This window comes from Variovorax sp. FW301-JW7, from assembly GCF_058788795.1.
The window spans coordinates 82,499-103,388 of sequence record NZ_JBYTBC010000005.1 but is presented as its reverse complement, the minus strand read 5'-3'; the positions used below and the strand labels follow the sequence as shown (position 1 = coordinate 103,388).

The window sequence follows — 20,890 nt, the reverse complement described above, 5'->3', positions numbered from 1 at the left end:
AGCAGCAGCGACGACAGCGCCCGGCCAAGCGCCATCGTGCGCCGCGGGCTCGCGGTGGTGGCGGGCCAGCTCATCATCGGCGCGGCCGGCCTCCTGACCGGCGTGCGCGCCATCTGGGCGGGCACCACGCCCAAGGCCGAGCAGACGCTGTACTTCGCCAACCACACGAGCCACGGCGACTTCGTGCTGCTGTGGGCCACGCTGCCCTCCGACCTGCGCGCGCTCACGCGGCCCGTGGCCGGCCAGGACTACTGGGAGGCCTCGAAGCTGCGCAACTTCATCGGCAAGGACGTGTTCAACGCGCTCATGATCCGCCGCGACGGCTCGGGCCAGGGCGGCAACCCGGTCGACCAGATGAAGGAGGCGCTGGAAGGCGGCGACTCGCTCATCATGTTCCCCGAGGGTACGCGCAACACGGGCGACGACATCCTGCTGCCGCTGAAAAGCGGCCTCTTCCACCTGGCACGCGCCTGCCCCACCGTGCGGCTGGTGCCGGTGTGGATCGAGAACCTCAAGCGCGTGCTGCCCAAGGGCACGCTGGTGCCGATCCCGCTGGCCTGCACGGTGCGTTTCGGCGCGCCGATCCAGCTCGAGGAAGGCGAAGACAAGGTCGCCTTCCTCGCCCGCGCACGCACGGCCATGCTCGACCTGCGCCCGGAGTACGACCGCATCGAACAAAACGGAGGGACCGCCTCGTGATCGAAATGTCCCCCTTCGCCTGGACCACCTTCAAGCTCTTCGGCGGCGTCTTCGGCGTGCTCGTGCTGGCCTCGGCCATCGGTGCGCTGCTCAAGTGGCGCGTGGCGAACGGCCAGCCGCACTCGGTGATCGACAACCTCAACTCGCGCGTCAATGCGTGGTGGGTGATGGTGGCGGTGATCGGCCTGGCCTTTGCCTTCGGCAAGGGCGGCGTGATCGTGCTGTTCTACCTGATCTCGTTCTATGCGCTGCGCGAGTTCATCAGCCTGGCCTACACGCGGCGCGGCGACCACGGCGCGATCGCGCTGGCTTTCTTCGTGGCGCTGCCGGGCCAGTACTTCCTGATCTGGATCGACTGGTACGGGCTGTACTCGATCTACATCCCGGTCTACGCCTTCCTGCTGCTGCCCATCCTGGCGGCCGTGGGCGGCGACACGCAGCGCTTCCTGGAGCGCACCTCGAAGATCCAGTGGGGCCTGATGGTGTGCGTGTTCTGCATCAGCCACGTGCCGGCACTGCTCACGCTACAGATCCCGGGCTTCGAGGGCCGCAACCTGCTGCTCATCGCCTTCCTGGTCATCGTGGTGCAGGGCAGCGACGTGCTGCAGTACGTGTGGGGCAAGCTCTTCGGCAAGCGCAAGGTGGCGCCCGAGCTCTCACCCTCGAAGACCTGGGAAGGCCTGATCGGCGGTGTGGCCAGCGCCACCGCGATGGGCGCGGCGCTGTACTGGGCCACGCCCTTCAACCCGTGGCAGGCGGCGCTCATGGCCTTCATGATCTGCCTCCTGGGCTTCTTCGGCGGGCTGGTGATGTCGGCCATCAAGCGCGACCGCGGCGTGAAGGACTGGGGCTCCATGATCGAAGGCCACGGCGGCATGCTCGACCGGCTCGACTCGGTGATCTTCGCGGCGCCGATCTACTTCCACGCATTGCGCTACTGGTGGGTGCCGTGAGCCCGGCGGCGAAGAAGACCGCGGTCAAAGTGGACCGCATCGTCGACGATACGCCGCTGGAATGCGCCGACGCCGCCGCGCTGCTGCGTTGGTACAAGAAACACCATGCGAGCCACGCCGGCGTCTGGCTGCGCATCGCGAAGAAGGCCAGCGGCATCGCCTCCGTCGGCCACCCCGAGGCGCTGGAGATCGCGCTGTGCTTCGGCTGGATCGACGGCCAGCGCAAGAGCCAGGACGCGCAGTTCTTTTTGCAGCGCTTCACGCCGCGCACCGCGCGCAGCACCTGGTCGAAGATCAACCGCGACAAGGCATTGAAGCTCATCGACGACGGCCGCATGCAACCCGGCGGCCTGGCCGAGGTGGAGCGCGCCCGCGCCGACGGCCGCTGGGAGGCGGCCTACGACGCCCCGAGCGTGGCCACCGTGCCGCCCGACCTGCAGGCCGCGCTCGACGCCAACCGCAAGGCCAAGGCCTTCTTCGCCACGCTCGATGCGCGCAACCGCTTCGCCGTGCTGTTCCGCACGCAGGGCGCGAAGAAGCCCGAGACGCGCGCCCGGCGCATCGCGCAGTTCGTCGAGATGCTCGCCAAGGGCGAGAAGATCCACCCCTGAGCTTTCGCCTTGCGGTGCCCGCCGCTCACTGCGGCCCGGTGCCCGTCGCGATGACCGCGAGCTGGTCGGGGTCCACGATGCGGATGCGCTTGTAGCTCATGTCGATCACGCCTTCCGCGACCAGGCGCCCCAGCTCCTTGTTGATGGTCTGGCGCGACAGCCCCAGCATCGCCGCCAGGTCGTTCTGCGACAGCCGCACCGGCAGGCTCGCGGCGGCCTCCACCTGCATGCCGTAGAAGTGGATCACGCTCATCAGCGTCGCGGCCACGCGCCCGCGCACCGAGTTCAGCATCTGGTTCTGCAGCAGCACCACGCTCAGCCGCTGGCGCTTCAGGCCCAGCCGGGCCACGCCGCGCCACAGCGCGGGCTCGGCGTCGAGCACCGCGATCACGGCGTCGCTGGGCAGGTGGACGATCACCGAGTCTTCGTGCGCGTGGTAGTCGTAGGGCAGCGGCACGTCCTCGAGCAGGCGCACCAGCGGCGCCACCTGGCCGGGCCCGAGCAGCGCGTTGACGTACTTGCGCCCCTGCGGGCTCATGCTGCTGATCTCCAGGCAGCCTGACACCACCGCCAGCAGCTCGCGCTTGTGGCGGTCGCGCGCCAGCACCTGCGTGCGGCGGCGGTAGCGCACCAGCCGCGCCGACTTCATGAGCTCGGCGCGGCGCGCGTCGGGCCATTGGGAGAACAGTTCGTTCCAGCGCAGCGCGCGGTCGAGCAGCTCGGCGCTGTCTTCGGCGTCGGGGGGGGTGGTTGCAGGTGGTCGGGTCAGCGGGTTCTCCCTGCCCTGGTGTTCACGAATCTGTCAAAGCGTTGACAGATTCGGGGGCCCTTCATTTCTATCGTAAGCCCCGGACATCGACAAGCACACAGGCGGCACCGCCCTGCACCCGCAGGCGACCAGCCACACCGGAGACAACCCAAATGAAGAAGACAGCCACCGCGGCCCTCGCGCTCGCGGCCTGCGCCCTTGCGTCCGCGCAAAGCACCGTGAGCGTCTACGGCACGCTCGACCTGTACGTGGCGCACGCCAAGTCGGGCCCCGCCTCCTCCATGCGGCTGGAGGACGGCGGCCAGACCGCCTCGCGCATCGGCTTTCGCGGCACCGAGGACCTGGGCGGCGGCCTGGGCGCGCACTTCACGCTCGAAAGCGGCTTTGCGCCCGACACCGGCAACGGCACGCTGCCCGGCCCCGCGATGTCGTTCAGCCGGCAGTCCTTCGTCGGGTTCTCGGCGCCGTGGGGGCAGATCGACGCGGGCCGCATGTACACGCCGATGTTCTACGCGCTGTTCAAGGCCGACCCCTACGGCCTGAACTCGGTGTTCTCGCCCATCAACCTGGTGGCGGCCACCGACGCGCAGCCGGGCCTCACGCCCTTCGCGGCACGCGCCAGCAACATGGTGCGCTACCGCACGCCGGCCAGCATGGAGTTCTTTGCCGACCTGGCCTACGCGCCCGGTGAATCGAGCGCGCCGAGCCACCAGAGCGGCAACGTCTACGGCGGCAACATCGGCTGGGCGCGCAAGCCCTACTACATCGCCTACGCCTTCCAGCGCGCGCGCTCGGGCTCGGCGGCGGCGCCCGTGGCCTCGCCCTCCACCACCACCTACCAGGCGCTGACCGGCTCCTACGAGATGCCCTCGATCGGCCTGCAGCTGTACGCCAGCTACGTGCGCAACGCCTCGAGCCTGCCCCATGTGCCGACCGCGAAGCTCGTGAACCTGGGCGTCACCTACAACGTGACGCCGGCCTCGAACCTGATCTTCGGCGCCACGCAGCGCAAGGTGGCCGAGAGCGAACGCTCGCAGCTGGCCTGGACGCTGGGCTACGACTACTACCTGAGCAAGCGCACCGTGGTCTACGCGCGCTGGCTGCGCCTGCTGAACCGGCACGGCGCCTCGGCCTCGCTCGCGACCATCCCGGTGGTGGCCAACAGCGGCAACGACGTGCGCGTGCTCGCCACCGGCATCCGCCACAACTTCTGACTTCCGAACCCTCCGCCATGCCCATGGACTTCTTCTCTTCGCAAGCCGAATCCCTCTCGGCGCTGTTCGCGCCGCGCGCCATCGCGGTGGTCGGCGCCTCGTCCAACGCGCAGAAGATCGGCGGCATTCCCGTCGACTACCAGCGCCGCTTCGGCTTCGAGGGCGCGCTCTACCCGGTCAACCCGAACGCCGACCGCATCCAGGACCTGCCCGCCTTCCCGAGCCTGCGCGCCATCGGCCAGCCGGTGGACCTGGCCATCCTCGCGGTGCCGTCGGCGCTGGTCGACGGCGCACTCGACGACGCCATCGCGGCGGGCGTGAAGGGCGTGGTGCTGTTCTCCTCGGGCTTCGCCGAAGTGGGCGCCGAGGGCGCGGCGGCGCAGGCGCGGCTGGGCGACAAGGCGCGTGCCGCGGGCGTACGGCTGGTCGGCCCCAACTGCCTGGGCTTCATGAACATCGCGCGCCACGTGTACGCCACCTTCTCGCCGGCGCCCGGCGTGGGCCGCGTGATGCCCGGGCGCATCGGGCTGGTGAGCCAGTCGGGCGCGTTCGGCGCCTATGCCTACGCGATGGCGCGGGCACGCGGCGTCGGCCTGTCGCTGTGGGCCACCACCGGCAACGAGGCCGACGTGCAGGTCGCCGACTGCCTGGCCTGGCTCGCGCAGGACCCCGACACCGACGTGATCATGGCCTACATGGAAGGCTGCCGCGACGGCCCCCGCCTGCGCGCCGCGCTGGCCCTGGCGCAGGCCAACGGCAAGCCGGTGGTGATGGTCAAGGTCGGGCGCACCGCGCTGGGCGCCGAGGCCGCGGCCTCGCACACCGCCGCGCTGGCGGGCGACGACGCGGTGTACGACGCCGTGTTCCGCCAGTACGGCGTGCTGCGCGCGCGCAACCTCACGGAGTTCTTCGACCTGGCCCACAGCGCGGCCGTGGCGGGCCGCCCGCGCGACCGCTCGATCGGCCTGTTCACGCTCTCGGGCGGCGTCGGCGCGCTGATGGCCGACGAGGCCTCGGCCCAGGGCCTCGACGCCCGGCCGCTGAGCGAGGCCGCGCAGGACACACTGCGCCGCTGGGTGCCCTTCGCGGCGCCGCGCAACCCGGTCGACATCACGGGCCAGGTCACCAACGACATGACGCTGATCGGTCGCACGGCGCGCGTGATGCTGGACGACCAGGGCTTCGCGTCGTGGATGGGCTTCCTGGCCGCCGCGGGCGCGTCGGACGCGTTCTGGCCGGTGCTGCGCTCGTTGGTGAGCTCGCTGCGCGAGGCCTATCCCGACACGCTGCTGGCGGTGAGCACGCTGCTGACGCCGGAACGCCGCGCCGAACTCGAGGCCATGCGCTGCCTGGTGTTCGCCGACCCGTCGGACGGCATCCGCACGATCGCCGCGCTGGCGGGGCTGAAGCCTGCGGCGGCGGTGGCTGCGGCGCCTGCGACGACCCGGGTGCCGTTGACGCTCGCGCCCGGCACCCTGTCCGAGCCCGACGCGCTCGCGCTGCTGGCCGACGCCGGCGTGCCGGTGGTCGCGCACCGCGTGGTGCGCAGCGCCGACGAAGCCGCAGCCGCCGCCGAGGCGCTCGGCGAGGCGGTGGTGGTGAAGATCGTCAGCGCCGACATCCCGCACAAGTCGGACGTCGGCGGCGTGGCGCTCGGGCTGCGCGGCGCGGCGCAGGCGCGCGCGGCCTTCGAGCGCACGCGCGACCTCGCGCGCACCGCACGGCCCGAGGCGCGGCTCGACGGCGCCTTGGTGGCGCGCATGCTGAGCGGCGGCGTCGAATGCATCGCGGGCGTGCACCGCGACCCGGTGTTCGGGCCGGTGCTGATGTTCGGCCTGGGCGGCATCCACGTCGAGACGCTGCGCGACGTGTCGCTGCGCGCACTGCCGATCGCGCGCGACGACGCGCTGGCCATGGTGCGCGAGCTGCGCGCCTTCGCGATCCTGAACGGCGCGCGCGGCCGGCCGCCGGTCGACCTCGGTTCGATCGCCGACGCGCTGTGCGCGCTGGCCGACTTCGCGCAGCGCGCAGGCGACTCGCTCGACAGCGCCGAGATCAACCCGCTGATCGCACGCCCGCGGGCCGAGGGCGGCTGCGTGGCGGTCGACGCGCTGGTCGTCGGCCGCGCGCCCTGAAGCACAACAACAACCACCGGAGACATCGCATGACGACGACATCGAAGAACGGCCTTTCGCGCGCGCTCGGCCTGGGCGCGGCACTGGTGCTCGCGGCCGGCGCGGCGGCAGCCACGGAGGCGCCCTTCCCCTCCAAGCCCGTGCGCATCATCGTGCAGTACCAGGCGGGCGGCTCGACCGACATCCTCGCGCGGCTCGTGGCCGAGGGGTTGTCCAAGCGGCTGGGCCAGCCGGTGGTGGTCGAGAACCGCAGCGGCGCGGGCGGCATCATCGGCACCGACTACGTCGCCAAGAGCCCGCCCGACGGCCACACGCTGCTGCTCACGGTGCCGGGGCCCGTCACGGCGAACCTGGTGCTCTACAGCAAGCTGCCCTACGACCCGCGCACCGACCTGCGCATGGTGTCGGACATCGCCACCACGCGCACCGTGCTGGCGGTGCACCCTTCGGTGCCGGCGACCGACTTCAAGAGCCTGATCGCCGCCGCCAAGGCCGCGCCCGGCAAGTATTCGATGGGCTCGTGGGGCCCGGGCACGCAGCCGCACCAGGTGCAGGTGTACATGGACAAGGCCTACGGCCTGCAGACGATGCACGTGCCCTACAAGGGCGAGAGCCCGATGGCGATCGACCTGATCGGCGGCGTGATCCAGATGACCGTGGGCTCGGTCACCACGCTGCAGCCGTACATCAAGGCCGGCAAGCTGCGTCCGCTGGCCGTGGCCGGCCCCCGGCGCGCCCGCGCGTTGCCCGACGTACCCACCTTCGCCGAGCAGGGCTATGCCGACGAGGTCTACGCCATGACCGGCCCGACCTCGCTGATGGCGCCGGCCAAGACGCCCGACGCCATCGTCGAGCGCCTGGGCCGCGAGGTCAGCGCGGTGGTGCGCCAGCCCGAGGTGAGCCGGCGCATCGAGGAGCTCGGCGCCGAGCCCGTGGGCAACCTGCCGCCCGAGGCCGCCGCGGCCTACAAGGCTTTCCTGCCCGTGACGCTGAAGCTCACGCAGGCCACGGGCGTGAAGCTCGACTGAACCGCCTTCCCCTCTCCCTTTTTTTCCGAACCCCGAGGTCTCTCCCATGAACGCTCCCGCTCCCGTACCCGACATCGCCGCCGCCCGCAAGGCGCTCGCCCGCTCCATCGGCCTGGCCGCCTTCGTCTACGGCTATCCGCTCACCGAGACCTACCGCACCTGCGCCCTGCAGACCGCGCCGCGCGCCGAACGCCGCAGCGGCGCCTCGGCCGGCTCCGACGTGCGCGCGCCGCTGAACACGCTGCACCACGCGCCGCGCCCGTCCACCCACGAAGACCGCGACGTGGTCACGCCTGCCAACGACCTGCTCTACACCATGGCCTGGCTGCATCTGGCGCGCGGGCCAATGCTGCTGACCGTGCCTGCGTCGGCACGGCACCCGGGGCGCTACTTCGTGCTGCCGCTGTACGACGCCTACACCGAGAACTTCGAGAACCTGGGCCCGCGCAACTGCAACCCCGAGGGCGAGACGGTGGTGCTCGTGGGCCCCGGCGGCACGGTGCCGGCATCGCTCGCCGCCGCCCACCGCGTGGTGCGCTGCCCGACCGACCTGGTCTGGCTCATCGGCCGCATCCTGGTGGGTGATGAAAGCGACTGGCCGGCCGCGCGCGCGCTGCAGTCGGAGATCCAGCTGACACCCGCGCCCGGCACCGTGCTGCAGGGCCGCCCGGCCGCCATCGAACAGTGGGCCGGCCCGCACGAGGACGCCATGGCCGCCGCCTTCGAGCACGGCGAGCCGGCCGCGCAAGTGGCGCCGCGCTTCTTCACCAACGTGTGCCATGCGCTGGCCGAGGCGCCGGGCCGCGTGGAAGACCGCGGCCTCGTGGCGTGGTTCGGCCAGGGCGGGCTGCTGGCGAATGCCGCGTTCTCGTGGGACGCACTCGAAGCACCGCTGCGCGAAGGCCTCATCGAAGGCTTCGCCGAGGGCGTGCAGCTGGTGGGCGCGGTAGGCCGCAACCGCCGGCCCAAGCCCTGGTCGATGACGCCGGCCACCGGCCGCTACGGCAACGAGTTCCTCGGCCGCGCACGCACCGCCTACCTGGGCCTGGGCGCGCTGGCCACCAGCGAGGCGGTGTACGCCGCCGCGCACCACGACGCCACGCAGGAGCCGCTGGACGGCCAGCGCCGCTACACGATGCGCTTCGAGGCCGGCGACATGCCGCCCGCGGACGCCTTCTGGTCGGTCACGCTGTACGACACCGACCGCTTCCTCTACCCCAACGACATCCGCCGCCACGCCATCGGCGACCGCACGCCCGGGCTGAAGCGCAACGCCGACGGCAGCCTCGAGCTGGTGGTGAGCCACGCGCGCCCCGCCGACGCCGCCAACTGGCTGCCTGCGCCAGCCGGGCGCTTCTACCTGATCCTGCGCATGTACTACCCGCGCGAAGGCGTGCAGGGCTGGCGCATCCCGGCGCTGCAGGCACAACAGGGCTGAGCACGATGCAGCCGCACACCGACACCCTTCACGCCCTGGCCGAAGAGGCCGTGGTCTACGCCTACCCGCTGTACGAGATGTGCCGCATGCGCGCGGCCACCTCGCCGCAGCGCACCGACGCCGCCGGCGAGGCGCCCAAGCCGCTGCGCTGGTGCAACGTGTTCACGCACGCGCGCCAGCTGCTGGGCGCGGGCAAGAGCCGCGTCGTCACGCCGAACAACGACACGCTCTACACCAACGCCTGGCTCGACCTGGGCGAGGGCCCGCTCGTGATCGACGTGCCCGACACCGCCGGCCGTTACTACGTGCTGGGCCTGCTCGACTTCTTCACCAACCCCTTCGCGCACCTGGGGCAGCGCCTCACGGGCACGGCGGCGCGCGCCTTCGTGGTCACGCCGCCGGGATGGCGCGGCACGCTGCCCGCGGCCTTCGACGCGCCGGGCGCGCGCATCGAGGCGCCCACGCGCTGGCTGTGGATCATCGGGCGCCTGCTGGTCGACGGCCCACAGGACGTGCCGGCCGTCAACGCGCTGCAGGACGGCTTTCTCGTGCGCACGCTGGCCGACTGGGAAGCCGGCCGCGCCTCGGTGCCGCGCGCCTTCGATCCGGCCTGCGACCCGAAGGCGCCGCTCACCGCCGCGCACTTCGCCGCGCAGGTGAATGCGGCGCTGCGCGACAACGCGCCGCCGGCCGGTGATGCGGCGCAGCTTGCGCGCCATGCGGCGCTCGGGATCGGGCCTGGCGCGGGCCCACTCGACGACGGCCAGCGCGCCGCGCTGCAGGCCGCGCTCGACACCGTGCTGCCCCGGCTGCGCGAAGCGCAGTCGGGCCGCACCACGGCCTCGGGCTGGGTGCAGATGCCGCTGGTGGAAGGTTCCTTCGGCGACGACCACCTGGCACGCGCGCTGATCGCGCTCAAGTACATCGGCATGCTCGAAAGCCGCGAGGCCACCTACCCGATGGCCTGGCACGACGCCACGAGCGAAGCGCTCACCGGCCAGCGCCGCTACACGCTGCGCTTCGCGCCCGACGCGCTGCCGCCGGTCGACGCCTTCTGGTCGCTCACGATGTACGACACGCGCGACTACATGCTGGTCGACAACCCGATCGACCGCTACGCCGTCGGCGACCGCACGCCGGGGCTGCGGCGCGATGCGGACGGCGGGCTCACGCTGCACATCCAGCACGCACCGCCCGAAGGCGAGGCCGCGCGCGCGAACTGGCTGCCGGCCCCCGAAGGCAGCTTCTACCTGTGCCTGCGCGCCTACGTGCCGCGCGCCGAACTGCTCGACGGCCGCTACCAGCTGCCGCCCCTCACCGTCACCAAGGATTCCGCATGAGCGCCACCGCTGAAAAACCCAAAGCCACAGAAGAAGAAAAGCCCTTCCTCATCGTCGGCACCGGCACCGAGACCGTCGCGCCGGGCCTGCACATCCTGCGCGGGCAGGGCCAATCGTTCGTGGCCGAGACCAACGTGGGCCTGGTCGTGATCGACGCCGGCCCGGGCGGCTCGGTGACGCAGGGCATGATCGACGCGCTGCGCCAGCTCAGCGACGCGCCGGTGCATGCGCTGTGCTTCAGCCACGGCCACATCGGCTACAACGCCGGCGTGCCGATGTGGCTGGCCCATGCCGCCGCGCGCGGCGATGCGCCGCCGCGCATCATTGCGCACCGCAACGTGCCGCGCCGCCTGGCGCGCTACCGCGAGACGCTGGCGCTGCAGCACCGCATGGCCGAGATCCAGTTCAACCGCCCCGCCGGCTTCTTCGACCACCGGCTGGTGACGCACCCGCCCACCGAGACCTTCGACGACGTGCTGCAGATCGGCAGCGGCGAGCGCCGCATCGAGCTGCGCTGGGCGCCCTCGGAAACCGACGACGCGATCGCGCTGTGGAGCCCGGCGCAGCGCGTGCTGTACGGCGGTGCGGCGCTGATCGACTCCATTCCCAACATCGGCACGCCCTTTCGCACGATGCGCGACACGGTGCGCTGGGCCGACACGCTGGAGGCGCTGGCGGCATTGAAGCCGCGCAAGGCGGTGCGCGAATTCGGCGCCACGCTCGAGGGCGAAGACCAGGTGCAGCACGTGCTCGTGCACACGGCCCGCGCGCTGCGCTGGGTGCGCGCCGAGGTGGTGCGGCTCATGAACGAAGGGCTCAACGAGCGCGACATCCTGGCGCGCATCCGCTTCCCCGACGAGCTGTTCGCGGTCGAGTGGATGAAGCCCACCTACGGCGATCCGGGCTACATCGTGCGCGACATCTACCGCTCGGAGAACGGCTGGTGGGACCGCAACCCGACCTCGCTGCACCCGGCCGCGCCCGAGGCCATCGGCCGCGCGGTGGCCGACGCCATCACCGACAAGCGCGGCGTGATCGACCAGGCACGTGCGCTGGCAGCAAACAAGCAGTGGCAGCTCGCGCTGCACGTGATCGACCTGCTGGCCACCGCCGAGGGCGACGCGCCCGAGATCGCCGAGGCGCGCTCGCTCAAGGCCGAATGGCTGCGCGAGCGGGCACGCGAAGTGCCCAGTTACGTCTCGCGCAACCTGTATCGCGTGGGCGCGGACATGATCGAACAAGGCACGCAGGCGCGCTTCGGCATCCGCTGAGGCCTTTCCATCGGAGACACGGACCATGACAACGACAACACCATTCCGCTTCGGCCTGCGCATGCTGGTCGCCTGTTCCCTGGCCACGCTGGCCGTTGCCAGCCACGCGCAGGGCGACAGCAGCTACCCCGACAAGCCCGTGACGCTGGTCGTGCCCACCGCACCGGCCGGCGGCACCGACACCATGGCGCGGATCATCGGCGACGGCCTCGGCAAGATCCTGAAGCAGCCCTTCGTGGTCGACAACCGCCCGGGCGCCAACGGCATCCTCGGCAGCGAGGTGGTGGCGCGCTCCACGCCCGACGGCTACCGGCTGCTGTTCACCTACGCCGCGACGATGGTGGTGAACCCCAGCCTCTACAAGAAGCTGCCCTACGACCCGCTGAAGGACTTCATGCCCGTCGCCCAGGTCGGGCGTGGCGGCAACCTGCTGCTGGTGCGCAAGGACCTGCCGGTGAAGACGATCCAGGAGTTCGTCGCCTACGCCAAGGCGCGGCCCGACAAGCTCAGCTACTGCTCATGGGGCAACGGCTCGGGCGGCCACCTGGCGATGGAAAGCCTGAAGAAGCAGGCCGGCCTCGTGATGACGCACGTGCCCTACAAGGGCAGCGGCCCCTGCGTGCAGGACCTCGTGGGCGGCCAGGTCGATGCGGCCTTCGCCGACATCTCCTCGACCGTGGAGATCGTGCGCGCCGGCCGCATCCGGGCGCTGGCCAACAGCGGCCCCTCGCGCATCCCGATGCTGCCCGACGTGCCGACCATGACCGAGAGCGGCTACCCCTTCACCACCTACGCCTGGTACGGCCTGATGGCGCCGGCCAAGACGCCGCCGGCGATCGTGAAGAAGCTCAACGAAGCCGTGAACCAGGTGCTGCGCGACCCCGCGGTGGTGCGCCGCATGTACGAGCTGAACTTCAACGACCTGCCGCAAAACACGCCCGAGCAGTTCACCGCCACCATCCGCAGCGACCTGCGCGACTGGGGCGCGCTGGTGAAGGACATCGGGCTGACGCTCGAATGACCGCCTGAGCGGCCCTGACCAAGGGTAAGCAACATGGTCGGCCGGCGGCGCTTCCCACACACTGCGCCGTGACAGGCACGGTTTCTGCTCATCGGTGGGGCGATGGCAACTGCGCCACCGCGCACCATGACCGAGCTTCTTCACTTCAGCCGACAACTCACCGCCGAAGCCCAGGCCCAAGCCTCGGGCGTGGGCACCTGGAAGCAGCACTACGAGCAGCTGTCGAACGGCCGCTTCGAGGGGCTGTCCGAAGACCTGCACCTGGATTTCGTGCAGGTGTTCCACGAACACGCCAACCAGACGGTGCTGCAGCACGGCCACGGCCGCCCAGGCGCCCTGTGCCTGGCCGTGATCGACGTGACGGCCCCGGGCAGCTGGTACTGCGGCCATGACCTGGACGGGCGGCGGCTCATCGCGCTGTCGCCGCAGCGCGAGTTCGAGCTGCTGGCCGGCGCCGGCATGGACTTGATGGCCGTGTGCGTCGACACCGAACCGCTGGCGAAGCTGGCCACCACCCTGTTCGGCCCCGACTTCGCGCTGCGCATGCCGGCGCCCGCGCCGGTGCAGCACCCCGGTTTCGACGAAACCGCCTTCACCCGCCTGCTGGGCGCCGCCCTGTCGCTGGCGCGCGACAACCTCGCGCAGCTGGAGCAGCCGGCCGCGCGCCACATGCTGTCGCTGTCGCTGGCCGACGCGGTGCTGCAGTGCATGGGCTCCGAGGCCTTCGAGGCCCGGCTGCCCGCCAGTTCGGCGGCGCGCCGCCACATCGTGGCCAAGGCGCGCGAGTACATGCAGGCGCACGCCGACGAGCCCATCAGCGTGCCCGACCTGTGCGCGGCCACCGGCGTGTCGCGCCGCTCGCTGCAGTACGCCTTCGAGGACGTGCTGCACCTGAGCCCCGTCACCTACCTGCGCGTGATGCGCCTGAACCGCGTGCGCTGCGAGATGCAGGCCTGCCGCGACGACACCATCGGCGACATCGCCGCGCGCTGGGGCTTCTGGCACCTGTCGCGCTTTGCCATCGACTACGCGCGCCTGTTCGGCGAGCTGCCGTCCGCCACGCGCGCGCGGTGGTTTGCCAAATCTTGATAACGCCCGCGCCGGCGGCGCTCTTACCTTCGCGGTTGTCCACCACCACACGCGAAGAAGGATGCAGCCATGCGCAGCAGCTACCACCGAACGCCCGGCCGCGGCGCCGCACGGCGTCTCCTGGGCACCGCCCTGGCCTCTGCCCTGGCGCTCGCCCTCGGCCCCCTGAGCACTGAGCCGGCCCGGGCCCACGGCGGCGCGGCCCACATGGTGCCGCTGAAGAAGACGGTGGAAGACTTCGGCGGCACGCTGCGCTGGGACAGCTTTGCCAACGTGTTCACCGTGGCGCGCAACGGCACGCTGGTGCGCTTGAAGCCGGGCTCGAAGACGGCGCTGGTCAACGGCCAGCCGATGCAGCTGGACGTGCCCGTCGTCATGCGCAAGGGCGCGGCCTACGTGCCGCACGATTTCGTGAACCAGGTGTTCCAGTCCAGCCTGGACAAGACCTTCGTGGTCGAGCGCGTGCCCAACCCGCTGAACCCGCTGACCGAAGCCGAGATCCAGGCCACGCTCGAGGTGCTCAAGGCCTCGGGGCGCCACAAGGCCGGCCTGCGCTTCACCGAGATCAGCGTGAAGCGCCCGCCCAAGGACGAGGTCTGGAACTTCGCGCTCACCGGCCAGCCCGTGCGCGCGCCGCGCCAGGCGGCCTTCGTGGCGCTGGACGGCAAGAAGGTGATCGAGGGCACGGTCGATCTCGCGGCGCGCACGCTCACCGCATGGAAGCCGATCGAGGGCGCACACGGCATGGTGCTGCTGGACGACTTCGCCAGCGTGCAGAGTGCCATCGAGGCCAGCCCCGACTACGCCAAGGCCCTCGCCACGCGCGGCATCGCCGACGTGAAGAAGGTGGTGGCCACGCCGCTCACCGTGGGCTACTTCGACGGCAAGGACTCGCTGCGCCAGGAAGACCGCCTGCTGAAGGTGGTGAGCTACCTGGACGTGGGCGACGGCAACTACTGGGCGCACCCCATCGAGGGCCTGGTGGCGGTGGTCGACCTGGAGCAGAAGAAGGTCATCAAGATCGAGGACGGCGGCCTGGTGCCCGTGCCGCTCAAGCCCACGCCCTACGACGGGCGCGACCGCGCGGCCACGCCCGCGCCCAAGCCGCTGGAGATCACCGAGCCCGAGGGCAAGAACTACACGATCACCGGCCACACGATGCACTGGCGCAACTGGGACTTCCACGTGCGGCTCGACTCGCGCGTGGGCCTGGTGCTCTCTACCGTCACGTACAACGACAAGGGCACGAAGCGCAAGGTGATGTACGAAGGTTCGCTGGGCGGCATGATCGTGCCCTACGGCGACCCCGACACCGGCTGGTACTTCAAGGCCTACCTCGACTCGGGCGAGTACGGCATGGGCACGCTCACCTCGCCCATCGAGCCGAACAAGGACGCGCCGCAGAACGCCGTGCTGCTGGACGCCACGCTGGCCGACTACACCGGCGCGCCCACCAAGGTGCCGCGCGCCATCGCCGTCTTCGAGCGCTATGCCGACCCCGAGTTCAAGCACCAGGAAATGGGCAAGCCCAACATCAGCACCGAGCGGCGCGAGCTGGTGGTGCGCTGGATCAGCACGGTGGGCAACTACGACTACCTGTTCGACTGGGTCTTCGCCGAGAACGGCACCATCGGCATCCACGCCGGCGCCACCGGCATCGAGGCCGTGAAGGGTGTGAAGTCGCGCACCATGCAGGACCCCACGGCCGCCGAGGACACGCGCTACGGCACGCTGCTGGACCACCACATCGTCGGCACCACGCACCAGCACATCTACAACTTCCGCCTCGACCTGGACGTGGACGGCGAGCAGAACACGCTCACCGAGGTCGACCCCGTGGTGCTGCCCAACACGCGCGGCGGCCCGCGCACCAGCACCATGCAGACGGTGCAGCGCACGGTGCGCACCGAGCAGGAGGCGGCGCAGAAGTTCGACCCGTCGACCATCCGCCTGCTGAGCAACCCGTCGCGCAACAACAAGGTCGGCAACCCGGTGTCATACCAGCTCATTCCGTACGCGGGCGGCACGCACCCGATTGCCAAGGGCGCGAACTTCGCGAAGGACGAGTGGATCAACCACCGCCTGAGCTTCATGGACCGCCAGCTCTGGGTGACGCGCTACGACCCCGAGGAGCTGTTCCCCGAAGGCAAGTACCCGAACCGCTCCAACAAGGACACGGGCCTGGGCCAGTTCACGGCCGACAACCAGGAGATCGTGAACACCGACAACGTGGTGTGGCTCACCACCGGCACCACGCACGTCGCGCGCGCCGAGGAGTGGCCGATCATGCCCACCGAGTGGGTGCATGCGCTGCTCAAGCCCTGGAACTTCTTCGACGAGACGCCGACGCTGGGGCTGAACCGGCCTGCTGCGAAATGAGTGCGTCCGACGAGGCCATCGGCCGCTACGAAGACCTGATGACGCTGGCGCCCGCGCTGCAGGCGCCGACCTACCGCCAGATGGACCGGCTCTATGCGACGCGCGCGATCCGGCGCGGCACGCAGGTGCATCCGCTGCCCGAAGGCACGCCGGTCGACGTGCAGCGCTTCGGCATCAGCGAGTTCATGGCGCGCAACCACACGGCCGGGCTGCTGGTGATCAAGGACGGCCATGTCGTGCTCGAGCGCTACGCCATGGGCAACGACGCGGCGACGAAGTGGCTGTCGTTCTCGGTCGCGAAGTCGCTGACCTCCACGCTGGTCGGCGCGGCCGTGAAAGATGGCCACATCGCCAGCCTCGACGACCCGGTCGTGCGCTACCTGCCCGCATTGAGTGGCTCGGCGTATGACGACGTGACGGTGAAGCAGGTGCTGCAGATGAGCTCCGGCGTGGCCTGGAACGAGGACTACCTCGACGCCGGCTCCGACCGGCGCCAGCTGATGCGCGTGCAGCTCACGCGCGAGAAGGGCGCGGTGTTGAAGTTCATGGCACAGCGCCCGCGCGTGGCGCCGGCCGGCACGCGCTTCAACTACAGCACCGGCGAGACCTGCCTGGTCGGCGAGATCCTGGCCAGCGCGATCCGCCGGCCGATCAGCGACTACCTCTCGGAAAAGATCTGGGCGCCCTTCGGCATGGAGGCCGACGCCTACTGGCAGCTCGATGCGGTCGATGGGCAAGAGTTCACCGGCAGCGGCGTGAACGCCACGCTGCGCGACTTCGGGCGCTTCGGCCTGTTCGTGCTCGGCGGCGGCATGGCCGGCGGCCGGCAGGTGCTGCCCGACGGCTGGGTGGCCGATGCCACGCGCGTCGACGCGGCCAGCCACCTCGCGCCCGGCACGCTCGCGGGCTTCGAACCGATGGGGTACGGCTACCAGTGGTGGACCTTCCCGACCGGCGAGAAAGCGCTGCCCGAACTCGACGGCGGCCTGTTCGCCGCGCTCGGCATCTTCGGCCAGCAGGTCTACATCCACCCGAAGGAACGGCTCGTGGTCGCGATCCACAGCACCTGGCCGGCGCCGATCCATCCGCCGAGCCTGGTCGAGACCGATGCGCTGCTCGGCGCATTGACCACCGCGCTGCGCACCTGAACAGAGCGTGGCGCACGCCACGCTCTGCAACGCGTCAGGAGAAGATCACCTGCGCGTCGGTGTACTCCTTCAGCCCTTCTTCCGCGAACTCCACGCCGAGCCCCGAGCCCTTCACGCCGCCGAAAGGCGCGTTGGGCTGGATGGCGCCGTGCTTGTTGATCCACACCGAGCCGCACTCCAGGCGCGACGCGATGCGCTTGGCGTGCTCGATGTCCTTGGACCACACGGAACCGCCGAGGCCGTTCTCGCTGTCGTTGGCGGCGCGAATGGCCTCTTCGACATCGGTGTAGCGGATGACGGGCAACGCGGGCCCGAACTGTTCTTCGTCGACCAGCGCATCGCCGTTCTTCAGGCCCGCGACGATGGTCGCGGGGAAGAACAGGCCCTCGCCCGGCTCGCCGCCGGTGAGCACCTGGCCCTTCTTTTTCGCGTCGGCCACGAGCCGCGCGACCTTGTCGAACTGCATGCGGTTCTGCACCGGGCCGAGCACGTTCTTCTCGTCCATGCCGTCGCCCATCGGCACCTGCTTCGCAAAGGCCGCGAGGTGCTCGCACACCTCGTCGTGGATGCTGGCGTGCACGTACAGGCGCTTCATGGCCGCGCAGGTCTGGCCGTTGTTGAGGAACGCGCCCCAGAACAGGCCTTCGGCGATGGCCTTGGGGTCGGCGTCGGGCAGCACGATGCCGGCGTCGTTGCCGCCGAGTTCGAGCGTGAGCCGCTTCATGGTGCTGGCGGCCGACTGCATCACCTTCTTGCCGGTGGCGCAGGAGCCGGTGAACACGATCTTGCGGATGACGGGGTCGCTCGCCATGTCGGCGCCGAGGTTCGACGTGCGGTCGTCGCAGCTCACGCTGTTGACGACGCCTTCGGGCAGCACCTCGTTGAGCAGCTCGACAAAGCGCAGCGTGGCCAGCGGCGTGTAGGGCGAGGGCTTGATGACGACCGTGTTGCCCGTGCGCAGCGCCGGCAGCACGTGCCACACGGCGATCAGCACGGGGAAGTTCCACGGCGTGATCGAGCCGACCACGCCCACGGGCTTGCGGAAGATTTCGACGTGGCCCTGCGCGTTGTCCTGCAGCACGCGCGGCGGCAGCGACAGCGCCGCGGTGGCGCCGGCCCAGGCCGCGGCGCCGCCCAGCTCCCAGCGCGACCCCAGGCCGTTGAGCGGCTTGCCCTGCTCCAGCGTGAGCAGGCGCGCCAGCTCTTCGGCGTGTGCGCCGATCTTCTCGGTGACGGCGCGGCAGGCGGCGGCCAGTTCGTCGTCGGACTTGCGCGACCAGCTCGTGAAGGCTTTTTGCGCGGCGGCCACGGCGGCGGCGAGGTCGTCGCGCGAACCGTTCGGCGCCGTGCCGATCACCTGGCCGTTGGCGGGGTTGCGCACTTCGAAGGAGGCCGTGCCTGGCACCGCGCGACCGCCGATCGTCATTCTTGTCTCTTGCATTGCTTTGTCCTGGTTGGGTTGACGCTGGCGCGCGCCGCCGCAGGGCGGGCGCGCCAGGCCAATGTAGGAAAAGCAGGGGCCGGCGTCTTGGAGCCAGGCGTCAGCGAATGGACTCAGGCGTCAGTCAGTGCGTCAGGGGTCCAAGCGCCAGGCGCCCCGGCGGCACGCCGTAGCGCTTGCGGAACTCGCGGTAGAAGAACGACAGGTCGTTGAAGCCGCAGTCGTAGGCGACCACCGCGATGGCCGGCGCGGGGCCGCCCTGCCGGGCCGCCGCGTCGAGCGCGGCGCGCGCCGCCGCCAGCCGCGTGTCGAGGATGTGGCGGCTCGGCGACACGCCCAGCGCCTCGAAGGCCCGCTGCAGCAGCCGCGGCGACACGCCCAGGTGCCGCGCCAGTTCGCCCGCGTGGAAGGCCGGGTCGTGGAACTGCAGTGCCACGTGGTCCATCGCGCGGCGCAGCACGCCCTCGCCGGCGTTGCGCGACAGCAGCGCGGGCGCCTGCCGCGCACGCTCGACCAGCACCGAGCCGAACACACCAAGAAAGGCCTCGACCAGGTGCGCGTCGTCGGACTGTCCGCTGTCGAGCAGGCGCGCGAGGATGGCGCGCATCGCGAAGCCCAGCGCGTCGCCGCGCCGCACGCACACGCCGCCCTGCAGCGTGGGGCCGAAACGCGCGAGCATGTCGGCGCGCGGCAGGTGCACCGACACCTGCTGCGAGCTGGCGCCGTCGTAGACGAACTCCGAGGGCCGCGCCGAATCGATCAGCACGATGTCGCCGGCCTGCACCGCGATCTGCTGCGCGCCCTGGCACATGAGCGCGCCGCCATGGTCCTGGAACACGAGGAAGAAATGTTCGCGGTCGTCGCGCCGGATGGCCTGCGCGTCGCGGTGCACGCGCTGCAGGTTCTGGCCGATGAGCGCCACGTCGACCCCGCCGGCGCGCCGCACCTCGATGCCGCCCGAGACGGTCTGCTGGCGCGGCATGGGCACGGGGGTGAAGTTGCCGCACACGGCCTGCAGGCGCGGGCCGACGAGCTCGAACGGCATCTCGGCACGCATCCGCGGCGTCAATGGGCCGCCGGTCATGCTTGCAGACAGGGGGGCGAAAGAGGAAGCGCTCACGAGGTGTCTCCTTGCAACGCATGTTCGCCGGGCTTCCAGGGGCCCAGGGCCACCCCGGACTTCCACAGCTTGAGTGCGCCCGGCAGTATGGCGCGGCTGCCGACCTTTGCCACGCCCTGCTTGCGGATCTCGCGGTTCAGGCGCGACGAGAAGGCGGTGATCTTGCCGAAGTCCCAGGCGCCGACGTCGCCCATCTCGCTCACCGTGCCCGACCAGGCCTGGGCACGCTTGAGCGTGTTGTGGTTGGTGTGAGAGTCTTCGAGCCGCGCGTCGCCCTCGGACAGCGCGCTCAGGTACAGCTGCACCAGGCCCCAGCCGTCGGCGCTGTAGCGAAAGGTGGCGCCATCGCAGGCCTTCGGGTCGAGCGCCACGCGACGAGGCACGAAGGGCGGCCCGGCCCCCAGCACGTAGAGCTGCAAGTGCACAGCGCGCCACTTCCTCCCATTGGGGTAGCGCCGCTCGAACTGCGCCAGCACCTCGGCGGCCGAATGGAAGCGTTTCAGGGGCTGGCCGAAGTCGGAGCCCAGTTCATGGACCTCGCAGCTGCCCTCGGCCAGCAGCCACGTGAGCAGGCCCTCATGGTCTTCGGGCGTGGCGTAGAAGTCGCAGTTCGGCATGTCGTGCCTGCCTTCGGTGGCCTGCGGTTACTTCGCCAGGGCTTTCAGTGCCATCTTGATGCCGTCGCTCACGCTCGCGTCCTTCGGCAGCGCCTTCAGCGCCAGCGCGGCCTCCTTGTCGCTGTAGCCCAGCGCCACCAGCGCCTGCAGGATGTCGGCCTGCGCGTCGGACGCGGCATGCGCCGGCAGGCCGATGTCGGCGCCCAGCTTGCCCTTGAGCTCCAGCAGCAGCCGCTCGGCCGTCTTCTTGCCGATGCCCGGGATCTTCACGAGCCGGCCCAGCTCCTGCGTGGTGATGGCCTGCGCCAGCTCGCCCACGCTCATGCCCGAGAGCAGGCCCAGCGCGGTGCGCGGGCCCACGCCGGTGATCTTGATGAGCTGGCGGAAGGCCGCGCGCTCCTCGGCGGTGCCGAAGCCGTAGAGAATCTGCGCGTCCTCGCGCACGACGAAGTGCGTGAGCAGCGACACCTTCGCGCCGACGTTGGGCAGGTTGTAGAACGTGCTCATCGGCACGTCGACCTCGTAGCCGACGCCGTTGCAGTCCACCACCACCTGCGGGGGGTTGCGCTCTGCGAGCGTGCCGGTCAGTTTGCCTATCATGGGTGCCCTTTTTCCTT

Annotated in this window: 18 protein-coding genes; 13 read left to right on the top strand and 5 right to left on the bottom strand. The window is 70.7% G+C overall.

The window, feature by feature from the left end:
- Window positions 1-33 precede the first annotated feature (33 nt).
- From AC3WQM_RS15630 to AC3WQM_RS15620, 3 genes are read left to right on the top strand one after another with little or no spacing between them, the layout of a single operon-like run.
- The gene (locus tag AC3WQM_RS15630) at window positions 34-699 is read left to right on the top strand and encodes a lysophospholipid acyltransferase family protein (protein ID WP_070062919.1); all 666 of its coding nucleotides are present in this window, start codon (window positions 34-36) and stop codon (window positions 697-699) included.
- A 5-nt stretch (window positions 700-704) separates the two neighbouring features.
- Window positions 705-1,652: a phosphatidate cytidylyltransferase gene (locus AC3WQM_RS15625; RefSeq protein ID WP_489062625.1), complete on the top strand. Its 948-nt coding sequence runs from the start codon at window positions 705-707 to the stop codon at window positions 1,650-1,652.
- Between the two features lie 38 nt (window positions 1,653-1,690).
- Window positions 1,691-2,263, top strand: a complete 573-nt coding sequence (locus tag AC3WQM_RS15620) for a YdeI/OmpD-associated family protein (RefSeq protein WP_492680376.1) — start codon at window positions 1,691-1,693, stop codon at window positions 2,261-2,263.
- A 25-nt stretch (window positions 2,264-2,288) separates the two neighbouring features.
- Here the strand turns inward: AC3WQM_RS15620 and AC3WQM_RS15615 are convergent, their stop codons facing one another.
- Window positions 2,289-2,912 carry a Crp/Fnr family transcriptional regulator gene (locus tag AC3WQM_RS15615; RefSeq protein WP_223301435.1) on the bottom strand — a complete coding sequence of 208 codons (624 nt, stop codon included), beginning with the start codon at window positions 2,910-2,912 and terminating at the stop codon, window positions 2,289-2,291.
- A 272-nt stretch (window positions 2,913-3,184) separates the two neighbouring features.
- Between AC3WQM_RS15615 and AC3WQM_RS15610 the strand changes: the two genes are divergently transcribed.
- From AC3WQM_RS15610 to AC3WQM_RS15565, 10 genes are all read left to right on the top strand, one after another.
- Window positions 3,185-4,246 (top strand): porin, encoded by a 1,062-nt coding sequence (locus tag AC3WQM_RS15610; RefSeq protein ID WP_492679938.1) that lies wholly within the window; start codon window positions 3,185-3,187, stop codon window positions 4,244-4,246.
- A gap of 23 nt (window positions 4,247-4,269) precedes the next feature.
- Window positions 4,270-6,381, top strand: a complete 2,112-nt coding sequence (locus AC3WQM_RS15605) for an acetate--CoA ligase family protein (RefSeq protein WP_492679936.1) — start codon at window positions 4,270-4,272, stop codon at window positions 6,379-6,381.
- A gap of 29 nt (window positions 6,382-6,410) precedes the next feature.
- The gene (locus AC3WQM_RS15600; RefSeq protein WP_159272817.1) at window positions 6,411-7,409 is read left to right on the top strand and encodes a Bug family tripartite tricarboxylate transporter substrate binding protein; all 999 of its coding nucleotides are present in this window, start codon (window positions 6,411-6,413) and stop codon (window positions 7,407-7,409) included.
- A 46-nt stretch (window positions 7,410-7,455) separates the two neighbouring features.
- Window positions 7,456-8,847, top strand: a complete 1,392-nt coding sequence (locus tag AC3WQM_RS15595) for a DUF1254 domain-containing protein (RefSeq protein WP_492679934.1) — start codon at window positions 7,456-7,458, stop codon at window positions 8,845-8,847.
- 5 nt (window positions 8,848-8,852) lie between these two features.
- Window positions 8,853-10,187, top strand: a complete 1,335-nt coding sequence (locus AC3WQM_RS15590) for a DUF1254 domain-containing protein (protein WP_492679932.1) — start codon at window positions 8,853-8,855, stop codon at window positions 10,185-10,187.
- The gene (locus tag AC3WQM_RS15585; RefSeq protein WP_492679930.1) at window positions 10,184-11,458 is read left to right on the top strand and encodes an alkyl sulfatase dimerization domain-containing protein; all 1,275 of its coding nucleotides are present in this window, start codon (window positions 10,184-10,186) and stop codon (window positions 11,456-11,458) included. Before AC3WQM_RS15590 ends, AC3WQM_RS15585 begins: the two co-directional genes overlap by 4 nt.
- A gap of 25 nt (window positions 11,459-11,483) precedes the next feature.
- A complete protein-coding gene (locus AC3WQM_RS15580; protein ID WP_492679928.1) occupies window positions 11,484-12,479 on the top strand; it encodes a Bug family tripartite tricarboxylate transporter substrate binding protein in 996 nt (331 codons plus the stop codon).
- Between the two features lie 126 nt (window positions 12,480-12,605).
- Window positions 12,606-13,568, top strand: coding sequence for a helix-turn-helix domain-containing protein (locus AC3WQM_RS15575; RefSeq protein WP_489062549.1), 963 nt, complete (start codon window positions 12,606-12,608; stop codon window positions 13,566-13,568).
- Between the two features lie 69 nt (window positions 13,569-13,637).
- Window positions 13,638-15,947, top strand: coding sequence for a primary-amine oxidase (tynA, locus tag AC3WQM_RS15570; RefSeq protein WP_492679926.1), 2,310 nt, complete (start codon window positions 13,638-13,640; stop codon window positions 15,945-15,947).
- On the top strand, window positions 15,944-17,095 hold the full coding sequence (locus AC3WQM_RS15565; protein WP_492679924.1) for a serine hydrolase domain-containing protein: 1,152 nt from the start codon (window positions 15,944-15,946) through the stop codon (window positions 17,093-17,095). The genes tynA and AC3WQM_RS15565 overlap by 4 nt, the downstream gene beginning before the upstream one ends.
- 34 nt (window positions 17,096-17,129) lie before the next feature.
- On the opposite strand, the gene AC3WQM_RS15560 is transcribed toward AC3WQM_RS15565, so the two are convergent.
- From AC3WQM_RS15560 to ruvA, 4 genes are all read right to left on the bottom strand, one after another.
- Window positions 17,130-18,536: an aldehyde dehydrogenase family protein gene (locus AC3WQM_RS15560; protein ID WP_062479257.1), complete on the bottom strand. Its 1,407-nt coding sequence runs from the start codon at window positions 18,534-18,536 to the stop codon at window positions 17,130-17,132.
- A 124-nt stretch (window positions 18,537-18,660) separates the two neighbouring features.
- Window positions 18,661-19,656, bottom strand: coding sequence for a helix-turn-helix domain-containing protein (locus tag AC3WQM_RS15555; protein ID WP_492679922.1), 996 nt, complete (start codon window positions 19,654-19,656; stop codon window positions 18,661-18,663).
- Window positions 19,653-20,273 (bottom strand): hypothetical protein, encoded by a 621-nt coding sequence (locus AC3WQM_RS15550; RefSeq protein ID WP_492679920.1) that lies wholly within the window; start codon window positions 20,271-20,273, stop codon window positions 19,653-19,655. The genes AC3WQM_RS15555 and AC3WQM_RS15550 overlap by 4 nt, the downstream gene beginning before the upstream one ends.
- Window positions 20,274-20,300: 27 nt before the next feature.
- A complete protein-coding gene (gene ruvA / locus AC3WQM_RS15545; protein ID WP_056577514.1) occupies window positions 20,301-20,873 on the bottom strand; it encodes a Holliday junction branch migration protein RuvA in 573 nt (190 codons plus the stop codon).
- Window positions 20,874-20,890 lie beyond the last annotated feature (17 nt).